The 25388-nt window shown below is 67.5% G+C and carries 21 protein-coding genes; 4 read left to right on the top strand and 17 right to left on the bottom strand.

Translation table 11 applies throughout. The features are described from left to right. Complete coding sequence (locus KW835_RS08460; RefSeq protein ID WP_218381923.1) at positions 1–804, top strand: HAD-IIB family hydrolase; 804 nt, start codon at positions 1–3, stop codon at positions 802–804. Positions 805–910: 106 nt separating this feature from the next. On the opposite strand, the gene KW835_RS08455 is transcribed toward KW835_RS08460, so the two are convergent. The 5 genes from KW835_RS08455 to KW835_RS08435 form a co-directional block, all read right to left on the bottom strand. Then, complete coding sequence (locus KW835_RS08455; protein ID WP_218381922.1) at positions 911–2167, bottom strand: ROK family transcriptional regulator; 1257 nt, start codon at positions 2165–2167, stop codon at positions 911–913. Between the two features lie 13 nt (positions 2168–2180). Beyond that, positions 2181–2633, bottom strand: a complete 453-nt coding sequence (locus KW835_RS08450; protein WP_218381921.1) for an RbsD/FucU family protein — start codon at positions 2631–2633, stop codon at positions 2181–2183. Positions 2634–2657: 24 nt separating this feature from the next. Continuing rightward, positions 2658–3464: an ATP-binding cassette domain-containing protein gene (locus KW835_RS08445; protein WP_218381920.1), complete on the bottom strand. Its 807-nt coding sequence runs from the start codon at positions 3462–3464 to the stop codon at positions 2658–2660. Beyond that, the gene (locus KW835_RS08440; protein WP_218381919.1) at positions 3464–4423 is read right to left on the bottom strand and encodes an ABC transporter permease; all 960 of its coding nucleotides are present in this window, start codon (positions 4421–4423) and stop codon (positions 3464–3466) included. Before KW835_RS08440 ends, KW835_RS08445 begins: the two co-directional genes overlap by 1 nt. A gap of 216 nt (positions 4424–4639) precedes the next feature. After that, the gene (locus tag KW835_RS08435; protein WP_218382144.1) at positions 4640–5647 is read right to left on the bottom strand and encodes a sugar ABC transporter substrate-binding protein; all 1008 of its coding nucleotides are present in this window, start codon (positions 5645–5647) and stop codon (positions 4640–4642) included. 136 nt (positions 5648–5783) lie between these two features. On the opposite strand from KW835_RS08435, the gene KW835_RS08430 reads away from it, so the two are divergent. Next, positions 5784–6908, top strand: coding sequence for a PfkB family carbohydrate kinase (locus KW835_RS08430; RefSeq protein WP_218381918.1), 1125 nt, complete (start codon positions 5784–5786; stop codon positions 6906–6908). Between the two features lie 78 nt (positions 6909–6986). Here the strand turns inward: KW835_RS08430 and KW835_RS08425 are convergent, their stop codons facing one another. From KW835_RS08425 to uvrA, 6 genes are all read right to left on the bottom strand, one after another. After that, entirely contained in the window at positions 6987–8699 is a 1713-nt protein-coding gene (locus KW835_RS08425; protein ID WP_218381917.1) for an NYN domain-containing protein, read from the bottom strand. Positions 8700–8968: 269 nt separating this feature from the next. Continuing rightward, complete coding sequence (locus KW835_RS08420; protein WP_218381916.1) at positions 8969–9931, bottom strand: tripartite tricarboxylate transporter substrate binding protein; 963 nt, start codon at positions 9929–9931, stop codon at positions 8969–8971. 127 nt (positions 9932–10058) lie between these two features. Then, on the bottom strand, positions 10059–10490 hold the full coding sequence (locus KW835_RS08415) for an Lrp/AsnC family transcriptional regulator (protein ID WP_218296254.1): 432 nt from the start codon (positions 10488–10490) through the stop codon (positions 10059–10061). 242 nt (positions 10491–10732) lie between these two features. Continuing rightward, positions 10733–11080: a hypothetical protein gene (locus KW835_RS08410; RefSeq protein WP_218381915.1), complete on the bottom strand. Its 348-nt coding sequence runs from the start codon at positions 11078–11080 to the stop codon at positions 10733–10735. A 232-nt stretch (positions 11081–11312) separates the two neighbouring features. Further along, positions 11313–11813, bottom strand: coding sequence for a hypothetical protein (locus tag KW835_RS08405; protein WP_218381914.1), 501 nt, complete (start codon positions 11811–11813; stop codon positions 11313–11315). Positions 11814–12002: 189 nt separating this feature from the next. After that, on the bottom strand, positions 12003–17945 hold the full coding sequence (uvrA, locus tag KW835_RS08400) for an excinuclease ABC subunit UvrA (RefSeq protein ID WP_218381913.1): 5943 nt from the start codon (positions 17943–17945) through the stop codon (positions 12003–12005). Positions 17946–18163: 218 nt separating this feature from the next. Here uvrA and KW835_RS08395 point away from each other — a divergent pair, with 218 nt between their 5' ends. Both KW835_RS08395 and KW835_RS08390 read left to right on the top strand, forming a co-directional pair. Beyond that, a complete protein-coding gene (locus KW835_RS08395) occupies positions 18164–19282 on the top strand; it encodes an ABC transporter substrate-binding protein (protein WP_218381912.1) in 1119 nt (372 codons plus the stop codon). Positions 19283–19463: 181 nt separating this feature from the next. Further along, positions 19464–20531, top strand: a complete 1068-nt coding sequence (locus KW835_RS08390) for an ABC transporter substrate-binding protein (protein ID WP_255593423.1) — start codon at positions 19464–19466, stop codon at positions 20529–20531. A gap of 205 nt (positions 20532–20736) precedes the next feature. Here KW835_RS08390 and KW835_RS08385 read toward each other — a convergent pair whose 3' ends face one another. From KW835_RS08385 to KW835_RS08360, 6 genes are all read right to left on the bottom strand, one after another. Further along, a complete protein-coding gene (locus KW835_RS08385; protein WP_218381910.1) occupies positions 20737–20937 on the bottom strand; it encodes a hypothetical protein in 201 nt (66 codons plus the stop codon). Positions 20938–21108: 171 nt separating this feature from the next. Beyond that, a complete protein-coding gene (locus KW835_RS08380; RefSeq protein ID WP_218381909.1) occupies positions 21109–22770 on the bottom strand; it encodes an MFS transporter in 1662 nt (553 codons plus the stop codon). 172 nt (positions 22771–22942) lie between these two features. After that, the gene (locus tag KW835_RS08375) at positions 22943–23596 is read right to left on the bottom strand and encodes a 2-hydroxychromene-2-carboxylate isomerase (protein ID WP_218381908.1); all 654 of its coding nucleotides are present in this window, start codon (positions 23594–23596) and stop codon (positions 22943–22945) included. A 45-nt stretch (positions 23597–23641) separates the two neighbouring features. Continuing rightward, on the bottom strand, positions 23642–23902 hold the full coding sequence (locus KW835_RS08370) for a DUF1289 domain-containing protein (protein ID WP_218381907.1): 261 nt from the start codon (positions 23900–23902) through the stop codon (positions 23642–23644). Further along, positions 23899–24426 (bottom strand): YbaK/EbsC family protein, encoded by a 528-nt coding sequence (locus KW835_RS08365; protein ID WP_218382143.1) that lies wholly within the window; start codon positions 24424–24426, stop codon positions 23899–23901. The genes KW835_RS08370 and KW835_RS08365 overlap by 4 nt, the downstream gene beginning before the upstream one ends. Positions 24427–24453: 27 nt before the next feature. After that, positions 24454–25362, bottom strand: a complete 909-nt coding sequence (locus KW835_RS08360; RefSeq protein WP_218381906.1) for a hydroxymethylglutaryl-CoA lyase — start codon at positions 25360–25362, stop codon at positions 24454–24456. Positions 25363–25388: the final 26 nt, after the last annotated feature.

Here is a 25388-nt window from a genome sequence, read left to right as displayed (position 1 = left end):
ATGCAGCCGCTGGCCGGCTGGCCCGTTGCGGCGGGCCAGCCATTGGTGGGCGTTTTCACCGACATCGACGACACGTTGACGACCGAAGGCGCAATCACGCCCGATGCGCTGCAGGCACTCGCCGCGCTGCGGGCCGCGGACCTGCGCGTCATCCCGATCACCGGGCGCCCCGTGGGCTGGAGCGAGCCGTTCGCTCTGGCATGGCCCGTCGATGCGATCGTCGCGGAGAACGGTGCCGTGGCGCTCATCCGGCAGCCTGACGGCTCTCTGGCCAAACGCTACCAGCAGGACGACGCCACCCGCGCGGCGAATTTCGCACGCATGCAGCAGGTTCTGGCCCAGGTGGAGCGCGAAGTGCCCGGCGCGCAACGCGCCACCGATTCCGCGGGCCGCGAGTGCGACATCGCCATCGACCACAGCGAGTTCACGCAGATGCCCCAGGAGCACATCGACCGATGCGTGGCGCTGATGCGTGCAGCCGGCATGAACGCCACCGTGAGCAGCATCCACATCAACGGCTGGTATGGCACCCACAACAAGCTGGAAGGCGCGCGCTGGGTCGTGCGCGAGCTGTTCGGGCGCGGCCTCGATGCCGAGGTCGACCAGTGGGTGTACGTGGGCGACTCCACCAACGACCAGCTCATGTTCGAGCACTTCGCGCACAGCGTGGGCGTGGCCAACATTGCGCGCTTCGTGCCGCAGCTGCAGCACCTGCCGCGCTACGTGACCGAGGGCGAGCGCGGCGCAGGGTTCGCCGAGGTAGCGCGCGCCGTCCTGGCGGGACGGGATCGCCACGGGCGCTGACAAGGCCTTCCCCGCCGGGAAATTTTGATCAAAAAACTGCCCAGCTCTTGATGGCAAATCGTCGATAGCTATTAAATCAATAGCAAATCACGCAGAACGCCGCAGCTCACGCCTTCAGAAAAATCTCGTGATCGGGCGCAAAACAGGCGTGCAGCGGCAGCAGGGCGCCGCCCAGCGCGCGCGCATCCGAGCCGATGCTGCCCAGCTCCAGCCGGGGCGGCTGGTGCAGGCCTTCCCAGTTGTAGTCGGCCAGCGCGCGGCGTGCGCCTTCGCACAGGGCCTGCAGCAGCTCGGGCGCGCAGGCGCCGTCGATCACCATGGCATCAAGGTCCAGGAAGGCTGTGGCCGACACGATGCAGTGCGCGAGCGCACCGGCCGCGCTGTCGATCCAGGCGCGGCTGTGCGACAGCCACGGCGCCTGCAGCACGCGCTTGTCGTAGGCGGCCATCGGGTCGAGCCCGTGGGCACGAAAGCGCTGCTCCAGCTCCCACAGCGAGGCTTGGCTGATGAGCTGCGCGGGCGCCTGGCCCGGTTGCGCAGGGGCCAGCGGCAGCGAGGCCACCGCGCCCGCGTTGCCATGCAGCCCGCGGTGAAGGTGCGAGTTGATGACCAGCCCGCCGCCCACGAAGGTGTCCATGAACAGGTACAGGAAGCTCGGGATGTCGTGCCCGCGGCCCTGCAGCAGCTCGGCCACGCAGGCGGCCGAGGTGTCCTTGGCGAAGCTCACCGGCAGGTCGGTCATCTGCTGCACCTGCTCGCCCAGGTCGATGTTGTTCCACGCTTGCGACTGCGCTTCGGTCAGCCCGAGCATGCGGTGCCAGCCGCCCAGCTGGAACGGTGCCGCCACGCCCACGCCCACCACGCGCGAGCGCAGCGGGCCCAGGCCGTCCAGCAGCTGGTTCAGGTGCCGGCGGATGGCGGGCAGCAGCACGTCGATGTCGGGGAACGCATAGTCCAGCACCACGCGCTCGCGCACGTGGCCGGTGAAGTCCACCAGCAGCCAGTCGGCGCTGCGCCGGCCGATCTTGATGCCGATGGCAAAGGCGCCATCGGGGTTCAGGCCGATGGGCACCGAGGGCTGCCCGACGCGGCCGCGCACGGGCGCCTCGCGGCGCAGCAGCTGGTCTTCGTCCAGCCGCGCGGTGATGAGCCCGATGGTCTGCGCCGTGAGCCCGGTGACCCGCGCCATCTCGGCCTTGGCCAGGCTGCCGTGGGTGCGCAGGGCCTGCAGCACCACGCGCTCGTTGAACTGGCGCAGCCCCACATGGTTGGAGCCCCGCTGGCGCAGGCGCGCAGGGCCACCTGCATGGGCGGGCTCGCCAGGGTCGGCGGGAGATGATGGAGCGGCGTCGGTTTCCAGCATGGCGGTGTGCAGTTCAATCCCGCAGAGTTTCGCCGATGACGCCCTTGCGCAGCAGGAAATTGCCCCAGGGCTGCGGCTCGCCCGTCACCACGATGGCATATGCGCGCCTCGCGCGCTCATAGAACGCGAAGCGCTCCACGCCCTCGGCCTGCGCACTGGCGACACCCTCGCATGCCAGCACCTGCAGCGTTTCGCGCTGCACGGCCGAGCGGTACGGCGCCTCGGTGCCGCCCACCTGCATGTACGCCACGGGGTGCGGCACATCCTGCGCCAACGGCAGCACGCTGGCCACGGCCTGCATGGCGCGGGCCATGCCGATGCCAGGCAGGCGAAGCACCGGCTTGCCTGCGCCCAGGCTCATGGCGGTGAAGTTGGCGTCGGCCAGCACGATGGCGTCGTCGTGGCCCATCTCGGCCAGCACCTTGAGCAGGTCGGGGGTCAGCAGAGGGTCGATGTTCTTGAGCATGAATGGTGAAGGCAGCGGCACGTTTCAGGCAAGGCATTCGGCGGGCAGTTCAGACGCGGCCATGGCCCCGGTCATCACGGCCACGGTGTCGCTCATGCTGATCTTTTTCGGGTCGACGACTGCCGCGCGCTTGCCCAGGCGGGCGATGTGGATGCGGTCGGCGATCTCGAACACGTGGGGCATGTTGTGGCTGATGAGGATCACGGGCAGGCCCTTGTCGCGCACGCGGCGGATCAGCTCCAGCACCATGTTGCCCTCCTTCACGCCCAGCGCGGCGGTGGGCTCGTCCATGATGACCACATGCCGCGCAAAGGCCGCGGCGCGCGCCACGGCCACGCACTGGCGCTGGCCGCCCGAGAGCGTCTCCACCGCCTGCGTCATGGACCGGATGCCCACCTTCAGCTCGTTCATGCGCGCCACGCTTTCTTCGAGCATGCGCTTCTTGTCCAGCATGCGCAGCACGCGGCCGGCCATGCCGGGGCGCAGCAGCTCGCGGCCCAGGAACAGGTTCTCGGCGATGGTCATGGCGGGGGCCACGGCCAGGTCCTGGTAGACGGTCTCGATGCCCGCGCGGCGCGCGTCGATGGGGCTCTTGAACTGCACGGGAGCACCGTCGAGCAGCACCGTGCCCTCGTCCGGCACGGTGGCACCCGACAATGCCTTGATCAGGCTGGATTTGCCCGCGCCGTTGTCGCCGATCACGGCCATGATCTCGCCGGCGCGCAGCTCGAAGTCGGCGCCATCGAGCGCCACGACCTGGCCGTAGCGCTTGACCAGGCCCTTGGCCTGCATCACCAGCGGGGCGGATGCGTTGGGGTGGGCGGTGTTCATCAACGCACTCCTTTGCGCGAGAGTTGGTCGGTGGCCACTGCCAGGATCACGAGGATGCCGGTGACCAGTATCTGGTAGACGGACGACACGCCCATCAGCGTGAGCCCGTTGCGGAACACGCCCACGATGAGCGCTCCCACCAGCGTGCCCAGGATCACCCCGCGCCCGCCGAACAGGCTGGTGCCGCCCAGCACCACGGCGCTGATGGCATCCAGGTTCTCGGTCTGCCCCGCATTGGGGTCGCCCGCGCCGGTGCGCGCCACCGACAGCAGCGCGGCGATGCCGTAGAACACGCCGGCCAGCATGTACACGAAGAGCAGCACGCGGTCCGTCGGGATGCCGGTCAGGCGCGTGGCCTCGGGGTTGTTGCCCACGGCGTAGATGTGGCGGCCGGGCGCGGTTTCGCGCAGGAAGAACCACATCGCCACATACAGCGCCAGCATCAGCAGCGCGCCCCACACCACGGCCGTGCCGCCCACCTGGAAGGTGTTGCCCAGCACCGTCATGCCGGCGGGGATGTCGGTGATGGTCTGTGCACCCGAGTACAGCTGCGTGGCTGCGAACGCGATGTTCAGCGTGCCCAGCGTCACGATGAAGGGCGGCAGCTTGACCTTGGTGACCAAGAGGCCGTTGACCATGCCGAACAGCGTGGTCACCGCCATGCCGCAGGCGATCGCCACGGGGGCCGACAGGCCATAGTCCGACGCCACCTTGGTCATCACGATGCCGCCCAGCGCCATGACCATGCCGCACGACAGGTCGATGCCGGCGGTCAGGATGACCAGCGTCTGACCGATGGCGATCACGCCCACGACCATCACCTGCTGCAGGATGAGCGCGAAGTTCTGCGCTGACAAAAAGCGGTCGCTCTGCAGCGCGAAGAAGCCGCACGCCAGCAGCAGCGCGATGAAGGGCCCGAGCGTGGCCAGCGGAGGGAGTCTTGAGGCGGAGGTGTTCATGGCTTGGATAGAGGTCAGTCAGTCGGCGCGACGGTCCGGTGTCCGACGCTGCAAGGAAGAAGACAGCGGTCGATGCAGCGTCTTTGAACGTGAAACCACCGTTCGGGCCGAGCCCTTCGACAAGCCCAGGCCAGGCTTGTCGACGCCTCGCGCAGCGCTTCGACAGGCTCAGCGTGAACGGTTGGAATGAGGCGGTCGAATGGAGGAGACCGTGCGTTACTTCGCGCCCCAGCACAGGTCCGTGCCGGTCTTCACGTCCTTGCTCTCCACGCCGGGCACGGCCTTGGCGGCGATCAGCGTCACGCCGGTGTCGGTATAGCCGCTGACCTTCTTGCCGCTCTTGGCGTGCTCCACGCCAGCCGCCACGCCCAGCGCGGCCATGCGCAGCGGGTACTGCTGGCTGGTGGCGGCGATGGCGCCCTTGCCCACGTCGGCCACGCCGGCACAGCCGCCGTCCACCGACACGATGATCGTGCCCTTGTCCTTGCCCGCGGCCTTGAGCGCGTTGTACGCACCGGCCGCGGCGGGCTCGTTGATGGTGTAGACGAGGTTGATGTCCGGGTTCTTCTGCAGGCAGTTTTCCATGCCGGTCTGGCCCTTGGCGCGGTCGCCGAAGCTGTCGGCCATGCACACCACCTCGGCGGGGCGCGACAGCTCATTGCTCTTGGCATCGTTGGCCTTCAGGCCGAAGCCCTTGAGGAAGCCGTTGTGGCGCTGGGCACCCACGGGGTGACCGGGGTGCAAGTCCAGCATGGCGATCACGGGTTTCTTGCCGGCCAGGGCCGCCTTGGCGTACTGGCCGATCAGCTCGCCGGCCTTGTAGTTGTCGGTCGCGAACAGCGCATCGGTGGCGTCCACGGGGTCAGTGGGGCTGTCGAGCGCGATCACCATCACGCCCTTGGCCTGGGCCTTCTTGATGGCCGGCACGATGGCCTTGGCGTCGCTCGGGGTGATGAGGATGGTGGTGGCGCCCGCAGCGATCAGGTTCTCCATGGCCGTGACCTGGCCGGCGTTGTCGCCGTCGGTCTTGCCTGCGGCCGACACCACCTTGGCGCCGAGCTTCTTGGCTTCGGCCGTGGCGCCTTCCTTCATCTTCACGAAGAAGGGGTTGGTCTCGGTCTTGGTGATCAGGCCGATCACAGGCTCGGCAGCCTGGGCCAGGCCACAGGCCAGGGCGCCAGACAAGGCAATGGCGGACAGCACGAAAGCAGGGGCGCGTTGGATCACGGTTGTCTCCTTGTAATGGATGGCTGAAAACCCGCGCACCGCACGGTGCGGCGTCTCGGGAACACCACTCTTGCCGGGTGGATGGGATCGAACTATAGTGCGTTGCAATTTAATAAATCAAGTGGATTTAGTTATGGTTTTCCCTAGCCGATCAGCACCTGACGCCGCAGCTCCTCCCCCACCCCCGGGGTCACGTGATGCCCAGGAAACAACGGCCTCCAAGCCCGTCCACGAGACTCCAGCGCTGCGGGTCGCCACCGCCGGAGAAGCCCTGTTCGACCTGATCCAGGAGCCTGACGGACGCCTCCAGCCCTGCGCGGGCGGCGCCGTCTACAACCTCACCCGTGCGCTGGGCCTTCAAGGCGTAGGCACGATGTACCTGAACCCCCTCTCGGCCGACCTGCTGGGCCGGCAGCTCGCCCAGGGCCTGCATGACGTCGGCGTGGCATTGGCAGAGCCTTCCCCGGTGCGCGCGCCCAGCGCGCTGGCGGTGGCCGCGCTGGATGCCGAGGGCAAGGCCAGCTACAGCTTCTATCGCGATGGCGTGGCCGATCGTCAGGCCACGGCCGACGCGCTGATCGCCGCCTGCACCGCCCTGCCCGGCCTGCAGGTGGTGGCCACCGGCTGCCTCGCGCTGGTGGCGCAGGACTCCGCGATCTACCTGCCCTGGCTTGCAGCCCAGCGTGCTGCAGGGCGCATGGTGGTGGTCGACGCGAACCTGCGCCTGTCGGCGGTGGACGACGTGTCCGCCTACCGCGCCAATGTGATGGCCGCGCTGCAGCACGCCCACCTCATCAAGGTGAGCGACGACGACCTGGAGGCCCTGGCCGTGCCGGGCGGCACCGCACTGCAGCGCGCCCGGCACCTGCTGGACCACACCCGCGCCCAGTGGCTGGCCCTGACGCTGGGGCCCGGCGGCGCGTGGCTGCTGCAGCGCGACGGCCAGGCCGTTCATGCGCAAGAGCACGCGCCTTTGGCCGTGGCCGACACCGTGGGGGCGGGAGATTGTTTTCTGGCCGGTCTCATCACCGCGCTGCTGGCGGGGCCGGAGCGGGGGCAGGAGGCCCTGTGCGAGCGCCCCGGGGGCCTGGTGGCCCCGCTGGCTACCGAGCGGCTGCACGCCGTGCTGTGGCATGCGCTCGCCAGTGCCAGCCATTGCGTGGAGCAGGTGGGCTGCGTGCCGCCCCGCTACGACACGGTGCGCCAGCGGCTCGCTGCGGAGGCGGGCGCGTCCGCCGCACAGGCAGCCGCCGCGTAGGGCTGGTGCTGCCTGGGTGGGCAGCGCTCGTCAGGGGCGTGCGGCCAGGCGTTCAGCCCGGCCGGCGGCTTGCGCCGCTCACTCAGCGGGCTTGGTGGTCTTGGCCGTGCTGCGCGGCTTGCGGGCGCGGGGTGCTGGGGTCTTTGCAGCGGCCTCTGGAGTTGCTGCTGTTGCAGCAGCCGCAGCTGCCTTGGTTTTGGCCGATGCTGTTCGTGGCTTGGGCGCTGGCTCGGGTTGCGATGCGGCCGCCGGGGCATCAGAGTCGCCCGCTGCCGCCTTGCGTCCGCTGGTCTTGCGCGCTGCCGATCCGGCGCGGCGGCTGCGGGGTGCAGGGGCGTCGGCCTCTTCGGCTGCGTCATCGGGTGCCTCGACCATCGCGGGCGCTGAGGCCTGGTGGTCATCGTTGGCACCCCACTGCTGAGCTGGAGCGCCGGGCTCGTCCTCTTCATCATTCAACACGGCATCGCGACGCGACGGGGCGTCGACCGCAGAGGGCGCAGGCGCTGGTGCGGCCGCCGGCTGACTGAAGTAGCTGCGGGTCGGGCGCTCCGGCTGATCGTCATCCTGCGCATTGCGCAAATCCCGCGTGTCCCGCGTGTCCCGCGTGTCCCGCGTGTCACGAGCATCTCGAGCCTCACGTGAATTGCGGGAGTCACGCGAACCACGACCATCGTGAGCATCCAAGGCGATGTCGGGCTGCTGGTCGCCATGGCCCTCTGCCTGCCCATCACGGCGCATCTCTGCCTGCTGCGATGTTTGCGAGCGCCCAGCGCCTTCGCCCCGCCGCCCGCGCGAGCGGCCACTGCGCCCATTGCCGCCGCCCCCTTCGCCATGGCCTGCCGAGGTGTCCGGCACCGAAGCGACGGCATGGAAATCGTGGCGGACGTGACCTGCTGCACCCCCTTGCCGCTCGGCCGGTGCATCGGCGCGGCCCGAGGGATCGGCACTGCCTGCGCCCACCCCGCCACCCAGCGAGCGGAACACATACGCGCCGGACTTCTCGTCGCGGCCGAACTCCAGCAGCCCGCGTGCCTGCGCTTCTTCCAGCAGGTTGCCAAAGGTGCGAAAGCCGTAATAGCTCTCGCTGAAATCGGGCTTGCGGCGCTTGATGGCTTCCTTGAGCACCGACGCCCAGATCTTGCCGCTGTCGCCGCGCTCGGAGGTCAGCGCCTCGAAAGTTTCCACCGCCAATTCCACGCCCTGGGTGCGGCGCACGTCCTGGGTTTCCTTGCGGTGGCGCTCTTCCTCGGGCGTGCGGCGTGGCGCGGGGGCCGAGCCGGGGTTCTGGCGCCGGGCCATCGCGCGCTGGTTCTCGCGCACCAGGTCGTCATAGAAGATGAACTCGTCGCAGTTGGCGATGAGCAGGTCCGACGTGGACTGCTTCACGCCCACGCCGATCACCTGCTTGTTGTTCTCGCGCAGCTTGGACACGAGCGGGGAGAAGTCCGAGTCGCCGCTGATGATCACGAAGGTGTTCACGTGCGACTTGGTGTAGCACAGGTCCAGCGCGTCCACCACCAGGCGGATGTCCGCCGAGTTCTTGCCTGACTGCCGCACATGCGGGATTTCGATCAGCTCGAAGTTCGCCTCGTGCATGGTGGCCTTGAAGCCCTTGTAGCGCTCCCAGTCGCAATAGGCCTTCTTGACCACGATGGAGCCCTTGAGCAGCAGGCGCTCCAGGATGGGCTTGATGTCGAACTTTTCATACTGCGCATCGCGCACGCCCAGAGCGACGTTTTCGAAGTCGCAGAACAGGGCCATGCTGATGCTGTTGTCGGAGGGGGATGCCATAAATGCTCGCGGTGTTGTTCCGTTCAATGTTGGGACGGATCATCACACGGAACGCCATACGCCACTCCAGAGGCCCCGCCGCGGTCCCGATGAATAGCGTGGGGGCGGGTATTGAGTGACAGGAGTTTGCCAGCGAAAGGTAGCAACTGGCGCGCCCCAAAGCCAGTGCCACCGTGGAACTGGCTTCGCCAGGCCACCGGTGGCGTCCCCCTCCCGCCAGCGCAGCGCAGCGAGAGCGGGGGAAGGCGCAACGCGCCTCAGGGGGAGCTTCACGCCGGCTTGGCCAGGCCCAGTTTTTCCACCAGCGCCTTCTCGCGCGTGAAGGTGTCCTGCGCGAATTTCTTGTACGCCGACGTGCTCATGTACATCGGCACCATGTCGTAGCGGGCCAGCGCGGTCCTGTAGCTGTCCTGCTCCATCGCCTGCTTGAAGGCATCGTGCAGGCGCTTGACCACCGCATCGGGCGTGCCCTTGGGTGCGCCGATGCCGAACGGCGAGTTCTGCACCAGGTTCAGCCCCAGCTCCTTGAGCGTGGGCGCATCCGGGAACTTGGCCAGGCGCTCGGCGCCCCAGGTGTTGAGCACGCGCAGCTTGCCGGCCTCGACCTGCGGTGCAAAGCCGGTGGAGTCGGCAGCCGCCATGATCTGCCCTCCCAGGATGGACTGCATCAGGTCCGCGCTGCCCTTGTAGGGCACGTGCAGCAGCTCGATGCCCAGTTGCTGCGCGATGAGCTCCATCGTCAGGTGCGGGCTGGTCATGGTGCCGGTGGAGCCGTAGCTCAGCTTGCCGGGGTTGGCCTTGGCCCAGGCCACGAAGTGCGTCCAGGTCTTGAGCGGCGAGTCGGCAGGCACCACCAGGCCGAACGCATAGCCGGTGACGTTGAGCACGTAGCTGATGTCCTTGACCGGGTCCCAGTTGATCTTGGTGGTGTAGGGCAGGCGAAAGACGCCCAGCGGAATCTGCGCCACGGTGTAGCCGTCGGCCGCCGCGCCCTGCAGCGCCTGCGCGGGCAGCGTGCCGCCGGCGCCGGGCTTGTTCTCCACAATGACGGCCTGGCCCAGGATCTTGCTGGCGTTGTCGGCCAGCGAGCGCATCGTGATGTCGGTGGGGCCGCCCGCAGGGAAGGCGATCACGAGCTTGATGGGCTTGTTCGGAAAACTCTGGGCCTGCGCCATGAATGCGGGGGCGGCGAGGCTGGCGGCTCCCCATTGGATGATCTGGCGACGTTGCATGGCGGGGCTCCTGAAAAAAGCAAGAAAAAAGACTCCGCCATTGGACTGCAGCAGAGGCTGCCGGGGTCTTGCGGAAACCCCCTACGCTGTGTCGCCCAGGTGCCACCATGCACCCGGCCCTGCCACATCAAGCCTTGTAGGTGGACAGCAGGATGCTGGTCTCGGTGTTCGCGATGCCCGGCGTGAGGCGGATGCGGCCCAGTGCAGCGTCGAACGCCTCCAGGCTCTCGGCCCGCACTTCGGCCACGATGTCCCAGCGGCCGTTGGTGGTGTGCAGCGTGCCCACCATCGGCTCGCCACGCAGCGCGCGGATCACCTCGGGCGCGGCGTTGCCCTCCACAGCGATGCTCATCCACGCTCGGATCCGCTGGGGCTCGGAATCGGGCCGCAGGCGCACGGTATAGCCCACGATGACGCCGCCCTCCTCCATCTTGTGCAGCCGGTTCTGCACGGTGCCGCGCGAGACGCGCAGCTTTTGCGCCAGCGTGGCCACGGGCGTGCGCGCGTCGGCCCGCAGGATGCTGAGGATTTCGCGGTCGGTGTCGTCCAGCCTGTTCATAGTGGGTCTCTGGGTGATCAGAACGCCAGATTCTGCCGCTGGCCACGCCCACCATCGAACTGGCGGGCGGCTCCGCGCGTTGCAGGCCTGCGGCTGCCCACCGGGCGCGGCGCCCCGGATTTCGACAAGAATCGCTGCCTGGCGCTTGCTGGAAGAGCGCAAATAGCTATCTTTTCGATAGCAAAATGGCGGTAATCGACGAAGCGCAGGGCCCACGCGCCCGACGGGCCTGCCCACAGGCTTCAACCAGGGGGCGGCGTGTCGGCGGCTGCCAGGTCGGCATCGCACCCCACACCCGCAGCGATCCAACGGCTTGCCAGCCAGGCCAGGGGTGCAGTGATCCAGCCCTGGCGCACGCCGGTCACGCCACCCGGGTCGGCCACCATGCCGCAAAGATAACGCGCCTGCACATCGTCCCACCGCAGTGCCCGGCAGGCGCCCCGGCGGCGCCTCGACACCAGCATGCCCAGCGGGCACGGCTCGGCCAGGCAGCACAGGCCGCAGCCGTTGCAGGGCGCGCCCACGGCAGGCTTGGGGGGCGCCTCGGGCTGCAGCCAGACCACGGCGTGGCGTGCGGGTGGGAAGGTCATGGCGCCATTGTGCCGACCACCTGCATGCGGGGTGGCCGCCAACGTGCTTTCGCAGCGCCACGCTGCGCTGCGCCGGGCCGGCATCGGGCCATGCAAAAAAGGCCCTGGCAGCCAGAGCCGCGGGGCCGAATCCGGCCAGGGGCCGGCGAGGGAGACAAGCTACACAGGGACCAGGTGGCCGGACGCAGCGCCCCGTCGCCAAGGCATTGCGGCGGCCGGGTTCAAATGCTCATCAGCAGCCGCTGGGGCGGTTGGGCCGCATGGGGATCACACCGCTCACGCGCAGTGTGTTGTTGGAGCCGTCGGTGGCGGTCAGCACCTTGCTGGTGAAACGGATCTGGTTGCTTTCACGCACCACGGCCGTGTCGGTGGGCTCGCCGCTGGCGTATTCCTTGCCGTCGAAGGTGAGAAAGACTTGGTGCAGGCCCGTCGCATCAGGGCGGTAGCGGATGTCACCAAAAGCCAGTGCCGAGGAGCCCACCTTGCCGATGCCGTCGAAGTTGAACGCGCACAGCTCGGGCACGGAACCCACGGGATTGCGCTTGTCCACATCGGTCAGGTTGACCGTACCGTTGCCATACACGCCGTTGAGGCCGTCCACGGAAGCGCCCGTCACGGTCAGCACGCCGGGCTCGTTGCTGGGCGTCGGGTCGTCGTCGTTGCCGCCGCCGCAAGCGACCAGCAAAACAGAGGTGGCTGCCAGCGCAGCGCAGGTCTTGAGCAGTGATTTCATGGTGATGGGTGTCCGTTGGAGTTGGAGAAGTTTTGTTGCCCGGGGCCATCGCACCACAGCGCCAACCCCTGCTACGCATCCTAGAAAACCCGCCTCCCACCCCACGTGCGGCATGTTCTGCGGTACACGTAGGACGCGGGCCGACAGCGGCGTACGCCGCGGCGTCGTCCCGCACCAGTCACCCTCCCCTCACCGCGCCAGCACCGGCGCCAGCGCCCGCCCGGTGTGCGTGCCCTGCTGCACCACCTGCTCGGGTGTGGCTGCGGCCACGATGCGCCCGCCTTCCTTGCCGCCTTCCGGCCCCAGGTCGATGATCCAGTCGGCCTCGGCGATCACATCGAGGTCGTGTTCGATCACGATCACGCTGTGGCCGCCGTCGACAAGGCGGTGCAGCACACGGATGAGCTTGTCCACGTCGGCCATGTGCAGGCCCACCGTGGGTTCGTCCAGCACGTACAGCGTGTGCGGCGCCTTCTGGCCGCGGCGGCCGACTTCGTCGCGCACCTTGGTGAGCTCGGTCACGAGCTTGATGCGCTGCGCCTCGCCGCCGGACAGCGTGGGCGACGGCTGGCCCAGCGTGAGGTAGCCCAGCCCCACGTCCTTCAAGAGTTGCAGCGGGTGCGCGATGCTGGGCATGGTCGCGAAGAAGTCCACCGCCTCGTCCACCTCCATCTGCAGGACGTCGCCGATGCTCTTGCCGCGCCAGGTGACGGCCAGCGTCTCGGGGTTGAAGCGTGCGCCGTGGCAGGTTTCGCAAGGCACCTTCACGTCGGGAAGAAAGCTCATCTCGATGGTGCGCACGCCCGCGCCTTCGCAGCTCGCGCAGCGGCCTTCGCCGGTGTTGAAACTGAAGCGCCCGGCCGCATAGCCACGCGCCTTGGCCTCCAGTGTTTCGGCAAACAGCTTGCGGATGGTGTCCCAGAAGCCGATGTAGGTGGCGGGGCAGGAGCGCGGCGTCTTGCCAATGGGCGTCTGGTCCACTTCGAGCACGCGGTCGATGCTCTCGAACCCCGACAGGCCCGCGCAGCCCACCAGGGGCGGCGCCTTGCCCGCGTCCATCGCGTCGCGCCCGGCCTTGGTGGAGCGCTGCTGCACCCAGGCCTGCACGTTGGCCAGCAGCACGTCGCGCGCCAGGGTGGACTTGCCCGAGCCGCTCACGCCGGTGACGGCCACCAGGCGGTGCAGCGGCACAGTCACGGTGACGTTCTGCAGGTTGTGCAGTTGCGCGCCGTGCACGGTGAGCCAGCGGATGGCTGCGCGCTCCTTCGCATCTGCCAGAGCATCGGCAGCCAGCGATGCAGCCTGCGCCGCGCGCTTCTTGACGGCGGCGCTCTGGCGGCCTTTGGGTGCCTCCACCGGGTCGGCCGCCGCCGCATCGGCCTCGCTCGCCTCCACCGGCACCATGCTGCGGCGCAGCTGCAGCGGGTGGCGCATGGCATGCAGCAGATAGCGGCCGGTCTGCGAATCGTCGGCACTGGTGATGTCTGCGACGCTGCCCTGCGCCACCAGGCGCCCACCGCGCTTACCCGCGCTCGGGCCGATGTCGATGATGTGGTCCGCACGGCGGATGGTGTCTTCGTCGTGCTCCACCACCACCAGCGTGTTGCCCTTGTCGCCGAGCTTGTGCAGGGCGTTGAGCAGGATCTGGTTGTCACGTGCATGCAGGCCGATGGTGGGCTCGTCGAGCACGTAGCACACGCCCTGCAGGTTGCTGCCCAGTTGCGCCGCCAGGCGGATGCGCTGCGCCTCGCCGCCGCTGAGCGTGGGCGCGCCCCGGTCGAGCGTGAGGTAGCCCAGGCCCACTTCTTCCAGGAATTCGAGGCGGCTCTGGATCTCGGGCACGAGGTCGCGCGCGATATCGGCTTCGCGCGCGGTCATCCCGCCGTCGGCACGCAGGGTCTCCACCCAGCGGCGCACATCCGTCACCGACAGCGCAGCGATGTCGGCGATGCCCACGCCCGCAAACTTCACGGCACGGGCCGTGGCGTTCAGGCGGGTTCCGTGGCAGGTGGTGCAGGCGGTGTCCTGCAGGTCTTCGACCTCGGGTTCGGCAAAGGTCTGTTCACGGCCCTTTTCCTTGTCGTCCTGCACCGAGTCGTCGAACACCTTGCGCTGCTCACGGGTCAGCTTGACGCCCGTGCCCACGCAGTCGGGGCACCAGCCGTGCTTGCTGTTGTAGCTGAACAGGCGCGGGTCGAGTTCGGCGTAGCTCGTGGCGCACACGGGGCAGGCGCGCTTGGTCGAATACACCTGCAGCGCGCCGATGCCCGCCGTGGGCTGGCCGCTTTCCATCGCAGTGGCCAGCGCGGCAATGCTTGAGAGGACATGCACCACGCCCTTTCCGTGCGTGAGCGCCTGCGCCAGCGATTCGCGCAGCAGGGCCTCGTTCTCGGGCGAGACGTCGATGCTGGCCACGGGCAGCTCGATGGTGTGCTCCTTGAAGCGGTCGATGCGCGGGAAGTTGGTGGTGGGCAGGAAGTTGCCGTCGACCCGCAGGTGGGTGAAGCCGCGCGGCCGCGCCCAGTCGGCCAGCTCGGTGTAGACGCCCTTGCGGTTCATCACCAGCGGCGCCAGCAACCCGATGTGCTGGCCGCGGAACTGGGTGAGCAACTGCGCCGCGATGCTCTCGGGCGTCTGCGGCTGCACGGCCGCGCCGTCCTTGGTGCAGTGCTGGGTGCCGAGCTTGACGTACAGCAGGCGCAGGAAGTGCCACACCTCGGTGGTCGTGCCCACGGTGGACTTGCGCCCGCCGCGCGACAGGCGCTGCTCGATGGCCACGGTGGGCGGAATGCCGTACACGGCATCCACCTCGGGCCGGCCCGCGGGCTGCACGATGCTGCGGGCATAGGCGTTGAGCGATTCAAGGTAACGGCGCTGGCCTTCGTTGAACAGGATGTCGAACGCGAGCGTGGACTTGCCCGAGCCGCTCACGCCGGTGACCACGTTGAACTTGCCGCGCGGAATGTCCACGGTCAGGTTCTTGAGGTTGTGCTCCTTGGCGTTGACGATTTCAATGGCGTTTTTGGCCACCAACGCTTCTCCAACCTGCGCGGAACGCTCCTTTTTCCGTAGCATTGCTGCTTTCTCGTGCACCGAATGGCCGCCCGTGCCCAATGCCAGCTCGTAGTCGCGCAGCGCCTGGCCGGTGTGCGATGTGGCGTGCTGGCGCACGTCTTCGGGCGTGCCTTCGGCCACGACAAGGCCTCCCGCGTAGCCGCCTTCGGGGCCCAGGTCGATGAGCCAGTCGCTCGCGCGGATCACGTCCAGGTTGTGCTCGATGACGATGAGCGAATGCCCTGCGTCGATGAGCTTGCGCAGCGCGCGCATGAGCTTGGCGATGTCGTCGAAGTGCAGGCCCGTGGTGGGCTCGTCGAACAGGAACAGCGTGCCCTTGCGCGCCACGGCCTGGCGCGATTTGCTTTGCACGCGTGCCGCTTCGGCCAGGAAGCCCGCGAGCTTGAGGCGCTGCGCCTCGCCGCCGCTGAGCGTGGGCACGGGCTGGCCCAGCGCCACGTACTCGAGCCCCACGTCCACGATGGGCTGCAGCGCACGGATCACGTCGCGGTCGGCAGCGAACAGTGCGGCGGCTTCGGCCACGGTCAGGGCCAGCACGTCGGCCACATTCAGCGTCCTACCGCCCCGCTCGATGGTGATCTCCAGGATCTCGGGGCGGTAGCGCTTGCCGTCGCAGTCCGGACAGCGCAGATACACGTCCGACAGGAACTGCATCTCCACATGTTCGAAGCCTGATCCGCCGCAGGTCGGGCAGCGCCCGTCGCCGCTGTTGAAGCTGAACTTGGCGGCGGTGTAGCTGCGCTGTTTGGACAGCGGCGCCACGGCGAACAGCTCGCGGATGCTGTCCCACGCGCCCACGTAGCTCACGGGGTTGGACCGCGCGGTCTTGCCGATGGGCGACTGGTCCACGAACACCACGTCCGACAGGTGGTCGGCGCCCAGCATGCGGTCGTGCGCGCCCGGCGAGTCGGTGGCCTTGCCGAAGTGGCGCAGCAGCGCGGGGGCCAGCACGTCCTGGATCAGGCTCGACTTGCCCGATCCGCTCACGCCCGTCACGGTGACCAGGCGCTGCAGCGGGAACTCGACCGACACGTTCTGCAGGTTGTGCTCGCGCGCGCCTTCCAGAATGAGGCGCGGGGTGGATTCGGTCACCATGCGCTTGAAGCCGAAGCCCACGTGCTTGCGGCCGCCCAGGTAGGCGCCGGTGAGCGTGTCGGCATGGCGCAGGTCGGCGGTGGTGCCGTCGAACACGATCTGCCCGCCCAGGCTGCCCGGGCCGGGGCCCATGTCGATCATGCGGTCGGCCGCCAGCATGACGGCCGGGTCGTGCTCCACCACCACCAGGGTGTTGCCCGCGTCGCGCAGGCGCAGCATGGCCTCGGTGATGCGGTGCATGTCGCGCGGGTGCAGGCCGATGCTGGGCTCGTCCAGCACGAAGAGGGTGTTGACCAGGCTGGTGCCCAGCGCGGTGGTGAGGTTGATGCGCTGCACCTCGCCGCCGCTCAATGTGCGGCTTTGGCGGTCGAGCGTGAGGTAGCCGATGCCCACGTCGCACAGGTAGCGAAGGCGCGTGGTGATTTCCTCGTGCAGCAGCTTCAGCGCCTGCGCGTCGCCGCCGGCCGCGGCATCGCCCACGGGCAGCTCCATGCGGTCGAAGAAGCGGCGCAGCCGGTCGATGGGCAGCAGCATCAGGTCGTGCAGGCACAGGCCGGGCAAGGCTTCGAGCTGCGCGCGCGACCACTGCACGCCCTCGGGCATGAAGCGGCGGGCCGGGTCGACTGCGGCGTCCGCGTCGTCCTTGCTGCCCACGCGCCACAGCAGGCTTTCAGTCTTGAGGCGCGCGCCGGCGCAAGTAGGGCACGGCGTGTAGCTGCGGTACTTGGACAGCAGCACGCGGATGTGCATCTTGTAGGCCTTGCTCTCCAGGTACTCGAAGAAGCGCTTGATGCCGTACCACTGCTTGCTCCACTGCCCGTCCTTGTAGCCCGGCGCGCCGCCGATGACCCATTTCTTCTGGTCGTCGGTGAGCTTGTTCCAGGGCGTGTCGCGCGGGATGCCGGCGGTTTCGGCATGGCGCATGAGGTCGTCCTGCGCCTCTTTCCACGCAGGGGTCTGGATGGTCTTGATGGCCCCTGCGCGCAGTGTGAGCCTGTCGTTGGGGATGACGAGGCCGTAGTCCACGCCGATCACGCGGCCGAAGCCCCGGCAGCTCTCGCAGGCGCCCACGGCGGAGTTGAACGAGAACATCGACGGGATCGGGTCGCTGTAGCGCAGGTCGCTGTCGGGGCAGTGCAGGCCGGTGGAAAAGCGCCAGAGCTCGGGTGCGGGTTCCACGGATTCCGTTCGCGCCCCGCTTGTCGAAACCTTGTCCCGGCCTTCGACAGGCTCAGGCTGAACGGTCTGGGTTGAGGGGAGCACATAGACGTTCAGGCGGCCCGTGCCGCGCTTGAGCGCGACCTCGATGGCCTCGACCACCCGCGCCTTCTCGGCGTTGCCCAGGCGGAAGCGGTCCGCCACCACGTCCAGCACCTTGCGCGGGCCGGTGGGCGTGGCCACTTCGCGCTCGGCCTGCACCTTGGTGAAGCCGCTGGCGGACAGCCATTGCTCGACCTGCTCGGGCGACGTACCGCCCGGCAGCTCGACCGGGAAGGTCAGCACCACGCGCGGGTCGCCGGCCTCGGCGCTGCGGCGCTGCAGCTCGGCGTAGATGGTCTCGGGCGAGTCGTGGCGCACGGGCTGCGCGGTCTCCTTGTCGAACAGCTGCCCGGCGCGCGCGAACAAGAGCTTCAGGTGGTCGTTGAGCTCCGTCATCGTGCCCACGGTGGAGCGGCTGGAGCGCACGGGGTTGGTCTGGTCGATGGCGATGGCGGGCGGCACGCCCTCGACCTTGTCCACCGCCGGCTTGTCCATGCGGTCGAGGAACTGGCGCGCGTAGGCGCTGAAGGTCTCCACGTAGCGGCGCTGGCCCTCGGCGTACAGGGTGTCGAACACCAGGCTGGATTTGCCCGAGCCGCTCGGGCCGGTGACCACCGTGAGCTCGCCGGTGCGGATGTCCAGATCCAGGTTCTTGAGGTTGTGCTGGCGTGCGCCGCGGATACGGATCAGTCCCTGGGTCATGAAAGCGGTCTTTCTGGAGTGAGGCGGAACATTCTAGGGACGGCGGGCCCGCCCTGCCCGGCCGCCCGGATTACCCCCGGAACCCGCTGCGCCAGCGTTTGACAAAGCGCAAAGCCCCTTGAACCAGGGGGTGCTTTTCTCGGAACAAACCCTTTGAAGGCTTCAAATACAAGCGCTTAGACTGGACTTTTACGCAAAGACACAAGCAGGAGACAAGCATGAACAAATGGCAGATTCAGTGGACGGCAGCCACGGCCCTTGCGCTCGGCCTGGCCACGGCCGGCCATGCGCAGATACTGATCGGGCAGACCGCAGGTTTTTCGGGGCAGGTGGCCGCAGGCGTGAAGGAGACGACCGACGGCGCCAAGCTCTACATCGACATGGTCAATGCCAAGGGCGGCGTGCATGGCCAGAAGATCGAGCTCACGTCGCTGGACGACAAGTTCGACCCCAAGATCGCCGCCGAGAACGCACGCAAGCTGATCGAAGAGCAGAACGTGGTGGCGCTGTTCCTCACGCGGGGCACGCCGCACACCGAAGCCATGATCCCGCTGCTGGAGAAGCACGGCGTGGCCCTGGTGGCGCCCTCCACCGGGGCGATGGTCCTGCACCAGCCCGTGCGCAAGTACATCTTCAATGTGCGCGCCACCTACCAGCGCGAGGCCGAAAAGGCGATGACCCACCTGGCCTCCATGGGGATCACGCGCATCGGCGTGGTGTACGCGGACGACAGCTTTGGCGCCGACGGCGTCGCGGGCGCGCAAAAAGGCCTGGCGGGCGCCAAGCTCACGCCCGTGGCCCTGGAGAAGTTCGACCGCGCGAAGCCGGACTTCACTCCCATCGCCGCCAAGGTGGCCAAGGCCGACACGCAAGCCGTACTGATCATCGCCTCAGGCTCGACCGTGGTGGAGGCCAGCACCGCGTTCCGCGCGGCCGGCTCGGCGGCGCAGATCGTGACGCTGTCCAACAATGCATCAGGCGGCTTCATCAAGAGCCTGGGCGCCAACGCCCGCGGCGTGATCGTGACGCAGGTCTACCCCAACGAGCGGGCCGTGACCTATCCCATGGTGAAGGAGGCACAGGAGCTGGCCAAGGCCAAGGGCGCAGGCGACATCAGCCCCGCCATGCTGGAAGGCTTCGCGGCGGCCAAGGTACTGGTGGAAGGTCTGCGGCGCGCCGGCCCCAAGCCCACGCGCGAGAAGATCCACGCTGGCCTGGAAGGCATCAAGAAGCTGGACCTGGGCGGGCTGGAAGTGAGCTACAGCGCGGATGACCACACCGGCCTGGACTTCGCAGACTTGTCCATCATCGGCACCGACGGCAAGTTCAGAAGATGATGCTGAGGCAGGCCGCAAGGCCTGCCGCACAATGTGCAGGCGAGCAACCGTACTACGCACTTCTACGGATGCCCGGTGACCATCCATCCCTAAACTCGGCCCCCTCACCAGAAAGTGGCTCACGATGACAGTGATTGATTCCCTGGGCAAAGGCGCGGCGCTGTTGGCGCTGGCGTTCGGCATGGCGCACACGGCCCACGCGCAGCTTCTCATCGGGCAGACGGTGGGAGTGACCGGCTCGGCCGCCGCCACCGTGGCCGAATCCACGCAAGGCGCGGCACTGTACATCGACCACGTGAACGCGCGCGGCGGCGTGGGTGGGCAGCAGGTGGAGCTGGTCCTGCTGGACGACAAGTTCGACCCCAAGCTCACGCTCGAGAACACCAGGACGCTGATCGAGCAGAAGAACGTGATCGGCATGTTCATGACGCGCGGTACGCCGCACACGCAGGGCATCGTGCCGCTGCTCGAACAACACGGCGTGCCGCTCGTGGGCCCGTCCACGGGCGCCATCGCTCTGCACCAGCCAGTCAGCAAATATGTCTTCAATGTGCGTGCCGCCTACCAGCGCGAAGTCGAAAAAGCCATCACGCACCTGAACACGCTGGGCATCAAGCGCATCGGCGTGGTGCACGTGGACGACACTTTCGGCGCCGACGGCCTGGCCGGAGCGCAGATCGGCTTCAAGGCCAACAACCTGGAAGCCGCGTTCATCGAGAAGTTCGACCGCGCCAAGCCCGACTACAGCGCCATCGCGCCCCGCGTGGCGGGCAAGCAGCCCCAGGCAGTGATCTTCATCGGCACGGGCGCTGCGGTGGTTGACGGCATCAAGGCACTGCGCGCCGCAGGCGTGACCGGCCAGATCGTCACCCTGTCCAACAATGCCTCGGGCGGCTTCGTGAAGGCGCTGGGCGAGCAGGCCCGGGGCGTCGTGGTCACGCAGGTGTTCCCCTCCGAGCGCTCCCTGAGCTACGCGGTCATCAAGGAAGCGATGGACCTGGCCCGCGCCAAGAACATCAGCGACCTCACGCCCGCCATGGTCGAGGGTTTCGTGAGCGCGAAGGTGTTGATCGAAGGCCTCAAGCGCGCAGGTCCCAAACCTGACCGCGCCAAGCTTCACGCGGGCCTGGAAAGCATCAGGAAGTGGGACCTGGGTGGTCTGGAGCTGAGCTACAGCCCCTCCGACCACACCGGGCTGGACTTCTCGGACCTGTCCATCATCGGCAGCGACGGGCGTTTCAAGCGCTGAGGGCGCTCAAGGAGCAGTCGCAGCGCCGCATATCAGCTTATTTCAACCATTCTCACCACTCATTCATGCCGAATTCGGCCGTGGTTCCAGTCAGCAACAAGTAGGCCGGCAGAGAAAAAAAAGCCCGGTGCCATGGAGGCACCGGGCTTTTTGCCTTAAGGGTTCATAGAGGCCGGCACCTGCGCGGCCTCCATTCAAACCAGCATCACTGAGCGCTGGCAGCGGACGCCGGGGTCGAAGCGGCGGGCGCCGCCACCGGTGCTGGCGCGCTCGCTGGCGACTCAGGCGCATGCACGGCATCGGCGCCATGCTTTTCACCACCCATGTCGGCCTTGTCGCCCGCCTTGATGATCACGTACATCGACAGGGCCGCGAACAAAACGAAGCCAACAGCAATCTTCCACATATCAATTTCTCCTAGGGGATGGGTTTGTTCAATCAAGGAGCCTGTTGCGCGGCGTTGTCGGTTGTACTGGTGCAGCAGGTACAAGCCCCTTGATGGAACACAGGGCCCGTCCCTTGCGGGGCGGGCCCTGTACACCCGTCAATCAATGACGATCTTTTCCATCCGTGCCGGTCAGTCGTTGGCGTAGATGTCCACGTCCTTGGTTTCCTTGATGAACAGGCCACCGATCACCACCGTCGCGCCGGCGATGATGATGGGATACCACAGGCCGTTGTACATGTTGCCGGTCTGGGCCACGATGGCGAACGCCGTGGTGGGCAGCAGGCCGCCGAACCAGCCGTTGCCGATGTGGTACGGCAGGGACATGGACGTGTAGCGGATGCGGGTCGGGAACATTTCCACCAGCATGGCGGCAATAGGCCCGTACACCATGGTCACCAGCAGCACGAGATAGGTCAGGATCACGACGACCATGACCTTGTCGATGCGGGCAGGGTCTGCCTTGGTGGGGTAGCCTGCAGCCTTCAGGGCATCGGCCACGGCCTTCTTGAACTCGCCGTCCTTCTTCTTGGCTTCGTCAGCGGGCAGGCCCTTGCTGGTATAGGACGTGATGACCGTCTCGCCAATCTTGATCGTTGCGGGCGTTCCGGCTGCAGCCGTGGCGTTCTCGTAGCTCACCGAAGCGCCGGCCAGCACCTGCTTGGCGATGTCGCACGAGCTGGTGAACTTGGTGGTGCCGGTGGGGTTGAACTGGAACGAGCACTCGTCGGGGTTGGCCGTCACGACCACCTGGTTCTTGGCTTGCGCTTCGGCCAGGGCGGGGTTGGCCGCCTTGGTCAGCGCACCGAACACGGGGAAGTACGTCACCGCAGCCAGCAGGCAGCCTGCCAGGATGATGGGCTTGCGGCCGATCTTGTCGGACAGCGCGCCGAACACGATGAAGAACGGCGTGCCGATCAACAGCGAGATAGCGACGAAGATGTTGGCGGTCGCGCCATCCACCTTGAGCGCCTGTGTCAGGAAGAACAGCGCGTAGAACTGGCCGGAGTACCAGACCACGGCCTGGCCGGCTGTCAGGCCCACCAGTGCCAGGATCACGATCTTGAGATTCTTCCACTCGCCGAAGGACTCCTTGAGCGGGGCCTTGGAGGTCTTGCCCTCTGCCTTCATCTTCTGGAAGGCGGGGGATTCGTTCATCGACAGGCGGATCCAGACCGAGATGGCCAGGAGCAGGATCGACACGATGAACGGAATGCGCCAGCCCCAATCGGCAAAGGCTTCTTCGCCCATCGCCGTGCGGGTACCCAGGATCACCATCAGCGACAGGAACAGGCCCAGCGTGGCCGTGGTCTGGATCCAGGCGGTGTAGGCGCCACGCTTGCCGTGCGGGGCGTGCTCGGCCACATACGTCGCAGCACCGCCGTACTCACCGCCCAGGGCCAGGCCCTGCAGCAGGCGCAGCACGATCAGGATGACCGGAGCGGCCACGCCGATGGAGGCATACGTGGGCAGGATGCCGACGATGAAGGTCGACAGACCCATGATCAGGATGGTGACCAGGAAGGTGTACTTGCGGCCGATCATGTCGCCCAGGCGGCCAAAGAAGATGGCACCGAAGGGACGCACGATGAAGCCCGCGGCAAACGCCAGCAGCGCGAAGATGAACGCCGAGCCGGCATCCAGGCCGCTGAAGAACTGCTTGGCGATGATGGCCGCGAGCGAGCCGTACAGGTAAAAGTCGTACCACTCGAAAACAGTGCCGAGCGACGACGCGAAGATGACCTTCCTCTCTTCGGGCGACATCGGCCGCGGTGCGGGATGAACGGTTGCCATGGTGTGTGTCTCCTGTTGGTTTTTCAGGCCGCGCTTGAGCGGCTGTGCCCATTGTTCGAGACGGCACTGACCCTGCTCTGACACCAAACCAACAAGAGCTTTCACCAAACTGACCGCTCTCTGACAACTTAGGGTGAAACCCGCAGCACACCTTTCAGCATCCGGAAATTGCTCACGCCTTGCCGGGTAAACCCGATGGGAGCTGTCTGACGGCATCCCAGCCCGGACCGTCGAACCATGCGTCGCCACAGAGGTACGCGCGCAGCATCGGCAGGCTGTCGAGCCCCCAGAACAGCTTGCCGTCCACCTCGAACGCCGGCACGCCGAAAACGCCCGCCGACTGCGCGGCTTCGGTGTTGGCGCGCAGCAGGGCCTTGGGGCCGTCGCTCGCCGCATCCTCACCGGCACGCAGCTGGTCCGCGAGCTGCGCGGCCAGTTCGGCCAGGCGCGCGGCATCGAGCGCGTCGTGCCCTCCTTGCCACACATGGCGCAGCACCGCCCCTACCACGAAACGGTTGATGTACCCGTCGTCGCTGCACGCCAGTGCCGTGCGCAGCAGGGGCAGCGGGTTGAACGGATGGCGCGCCGGCATCTGCAGCGGCGTGCCCTGCGCGTGGCCCAGCCAGGTCACGTGGCGGTAGGTCCAGTCGCGCTTGGGCGCGATGCCTGCGGGGCCCGGGTTGGCATGCTGCTGCAGCAGCGCGCCCAGCAACACCGGCTTGTAGGCCACGCTGTAGCTGAGACCCTCCAGCTCCTGCGGCAGGCGCTCGAACGCGAGCCAGGCGTAAGGGGAAATGAAATCGAGGTAGAAGGTGATGCGCTTCATGGCGGTTGTCTCCTGCAAGGTGCTGGCGCTGCGCGGCGGTTGCCGTCAGGTCTCCGGCGCTGCCAGGTCGATGCCTGCCCGGTCCAGCAACCGGGTCCAGATGTCTCGCCGCAGCGTGGAGTCCGCGCCCGACCACAGGCGAATCTCGTCCAGCGTGCGGTAGCAGCCGAGACAGTGGCTGCGATCGCTCGACATGCGGCACACCGAGATGCACGGCGAAGGCACCGGCTCGGCGTTTTCAGCATGAAAGAGGCCGTCTGCGCCCAATTGGCGGGCGCGAACAGCTAGCAAATCAATAGCATTCATACCGCAGGCTGCGCGCTGGCCTCCACAGGCGCCTGCACCACATCCACCACCGGTGCGCCCGTCAGGCGCTGCAGGTCGCTCGGGTGCAGCGGGAACACGCTGTGCGGATGTCCGGCCGCGGCCCACACCACGTCAAAGCGCAGCAGGTCCTGGTCGATCAGCGTGACGGGCGGCGTGGCGTGCGCCACGGGCGATACGCCGCCGATGGAAAAGCCGGTGCGCGATTTCACGAAGTCGGCATCGGCCCGGCCGATCTTGCCGCCCACATGGGCCTCGACCTTCTTCTCGTCCACGCGCCGGTCTCCGGATGTGACCACCAGCACGGCCACATCGTCGCTCTTGCGCCGAAAGATGATGCTCTTGGCCACCTGCCCGACCAGGATGCCCAGTGCATCGGCCGCCTGCTGGGCGGTGCGCGCGGCGTCGTCCAGCATCTGCGGCATGTGGGGGTGGTTCAAGGTCTGCAGGGCTGCAGCCACACGCTGCACGCCCTCAGGAAGGTTCTTCAGTTCGGCTCCACACACGGTCGTCATCTCCTGCGCCAGGGGGCGCTATCCAGCTCGTTTGGTCAGCAGCGCATTGGCCGCCCGGGAATTGGGTTTACGGTTGAGGAACCCACTGATGTAGGCCCCCGCATCGATGAGCTTATCAAGATCGATGCCCGTCTCGATGCCCATGCCGTGCAGCATGTAGACCACGTCCTCGGTCGCCACGTTGCCGGTGGCCCCTTTGGCGTACGGGCAGCCGCCCAGGCCCGCCACCGAGGACTGGTAGTTCCACACTCCCAGCTCCAGCGCGGCCAGCGTGTTGGAGAGCGCCTGGCCGTAGGTGTCGTGAAAGTGCCCCGACACATCGTCGATGCCAAAGTGCTTGAGCGTGGCTTCCAGCGCGCGCTGCACCTTGCGCGGCGTGCCCACGCCGATGGTGTCGGCCACGTCCACGCGCTGCACGCCGATGCCCCGGAGCAGGCCGGCCAGATACTCCACGCGCTCGGGAGCGATGTCGCCCTCGTACGGGCAGCCCACGGTGCAGCTCATCGCGCCACGCACGGCGATGCCGGCGGCGAGCGCCGCTTCGACCACGGGCGCGAAGCGCTCGATGCTCTCGGCGATGGAGCAGTTGATGTTCTTCTGGCTGAAGGCCTCGCTGGCCGAGCCGAAGACCACGATCTCGTCGGGCCGGTCCGCCACGGCGGCTTCGTAGCCCTTGAGATTGGGCGTGAGCACCGAGTAGCGCACGCCGGCCACGCGGTTCACACCCTGCATCACCTCGTGGTTGTCGGCCATCTGTGGCACCCACTTGGGGCTCACGTAGCTCGTGACCTCGATCTCCTTCAAGCCCGCGTCCTGCAGGCGGTGCACCAGCGCGATCTTGACCTCGGCGGGCACGGGCGATTTCTCGTTCTGCAGCCCGTCGCGCGGGCCGACATCGATGAGTTTGACGCGGGAAGGAATGCTCATGGTGGGGCTACCTGAAAAGAGAGGGC

Source organism: Acidovorax sp. sic0104 (genome assembly GCF_019219095.1).
Taxonomy (GTDB): Bacteria; Pseudomonadota; Gammaproteobacteria; order Burkholderiales; family Burkholderiaceae_C; genus Acidovorax.
The sequence above is the reverse complement of the archived record's forward strand: the minus strand, read 5'-3'. Positions and strand labels throughout refer to the sequence as shown.

What these genes read in the sequence shown, in the direction of transcription:
- KW835_RS08360 (WP_218381906.1), bottom strand. Translation starts at nt 25,362, where the DNA reads ATGAGCATTCCTTCCCGCGTCAAACTCATCGATGTCGGCCCGCGCGAC.
- KW835_RS08415 (WP_218296254.1), bottom strand. Translation starts at nt 10,490, where the DNA reads ATGAACAGGCTGGACGACACCGACCGCGAAATCCTCAGCATCCTGCGG.
- KW835_RS08460 (WP_218381923.1), top strand. Translation starts at nt 1, where the DNA reads ATGCAGCCGCTGGCCGGCTGGCCCGTTGCGGCGGGCCAGCCATTGGTG.
- KW835_RS08430 (WP_218381918.1), top strand. Translation starts at nt 5,784, where the DNA reads ATGGTTTTCCCTAGCCGATCAGCACCTGACGCCGCAGCTCCTCCCCCA.
- KW835_RS08405 (WP_218381914.1), bottom strand. Translation starts at nt 11,813, where the DNA reads ATGAAATCACTGCTCAAGACCTGCGCTGCGCTGGCAGCCACCTCTGTT.
- KW835_RS08395 (WP_218381912.1), top strand. Translation starts at nt 18,164, where the DNA reads ATGAACAAATGGCAGATTCAGTGGACGGCAGCCACGGCCCTTGCGCTC.
- KW835_RS08440 (WP_218381919.1), bottom strand. Translation starts at nt 4,423, where the DNA reads ATGAACACCTCCGCCTCAAGACTCCCTCCGCTGGCCACGCTCGGGCCC.
- KW835_RS08445 (WP_218381920.1), bottom strand. Translation starts at nt 3,464, where the DNA reads ATGAACACCGCCCACCCCAACGCATCCGCCCCGCTGGTGATGCAGGCC.
- KW835_RS08380 (WP_218381909.1), bottom strand. Translation starts at nt 22,770, where the DNA reads ATGGCAACCGTTCATCCCGCACCGCGGCCGATGTCGCCCGAAGAGAGG.
- KW835_RS08420 (WP_218381916.1), bottom strand. Translation starts at nt 9,931, where the DNA reads ATGCAACGTCGCCAGATCATCCAATGGGGAGCCGCCAGCCTCGCCGCC.
- KW835_RS08450 (WP_218381921.1), bottom strand. Translation starts at nt 2,633, where the DNA reads ATGCTCAAGAACATCGACCCTCTGCTGACCCCCGACCTGCTCAAGGTG.
- KW835_RS08370 (WP_218381907.1), bottom strand. Translation starts at nt 23,902, where the DNA reads ATGAATGCTATTGATTTGCTAGCTGTTCGCGCCCGCCAATTGGGCGCA.
- KW835_RS08390 (WP_255593423.1), top strand. Translation starts at nt 19,464, where the DNA reads ATGGCGCACACGGCCCACGCGCAGCTTCTCATCGGGCAGACGGTGGGA.
- KW835_RS08385 (WP_218381910.1), bottom strand. Translation starts at nt 20,937, where the DNA reads ATGTGGAAGATTGCTGTTGGCTTCGTTTTGTTCGCGGCCCTGTCGATG.
- uvrA (WP_218381913.1), bottom strand. Translation starts at nt 17,945, where the DNA reads ATGACCCAGGGACTGATCCGTATCCGCGGCGCACGCCAGCACAACCTC.
- KW835_RS08410 (WP_218381915.1), bottom strand. Translation starts at nt 11,080, where the DNA reads ATGACCTTCCCACCCGCACGCCACGCCGTGGTCTGGCTGCAGCCCGAG.
- KW835_RS08455 (WP_218381922.1), bottom strand. Translation starts at nt 2,167, where the DNA reads ATGCTGGAAACCGACGCCGCTCCATCATCTCCCGCCGACCCTGGCGAG.
- KW835_RS08375 (WP_218381908.1), bottom strand. Translation starts at nt 23,596, where the DNA reads ATGAAGCGCATCACCTTCTACCTCGATTTCATTTCCCCTTACGCCTGG.
- KW835_RS08425 (WP_218381917.1), bottom strand. Translation starts at nt 8,699, where the DNA reads ATGGCATCCCCCTCCGACAACAGCATCAGCATGGCCCTGTTCTGCGAC.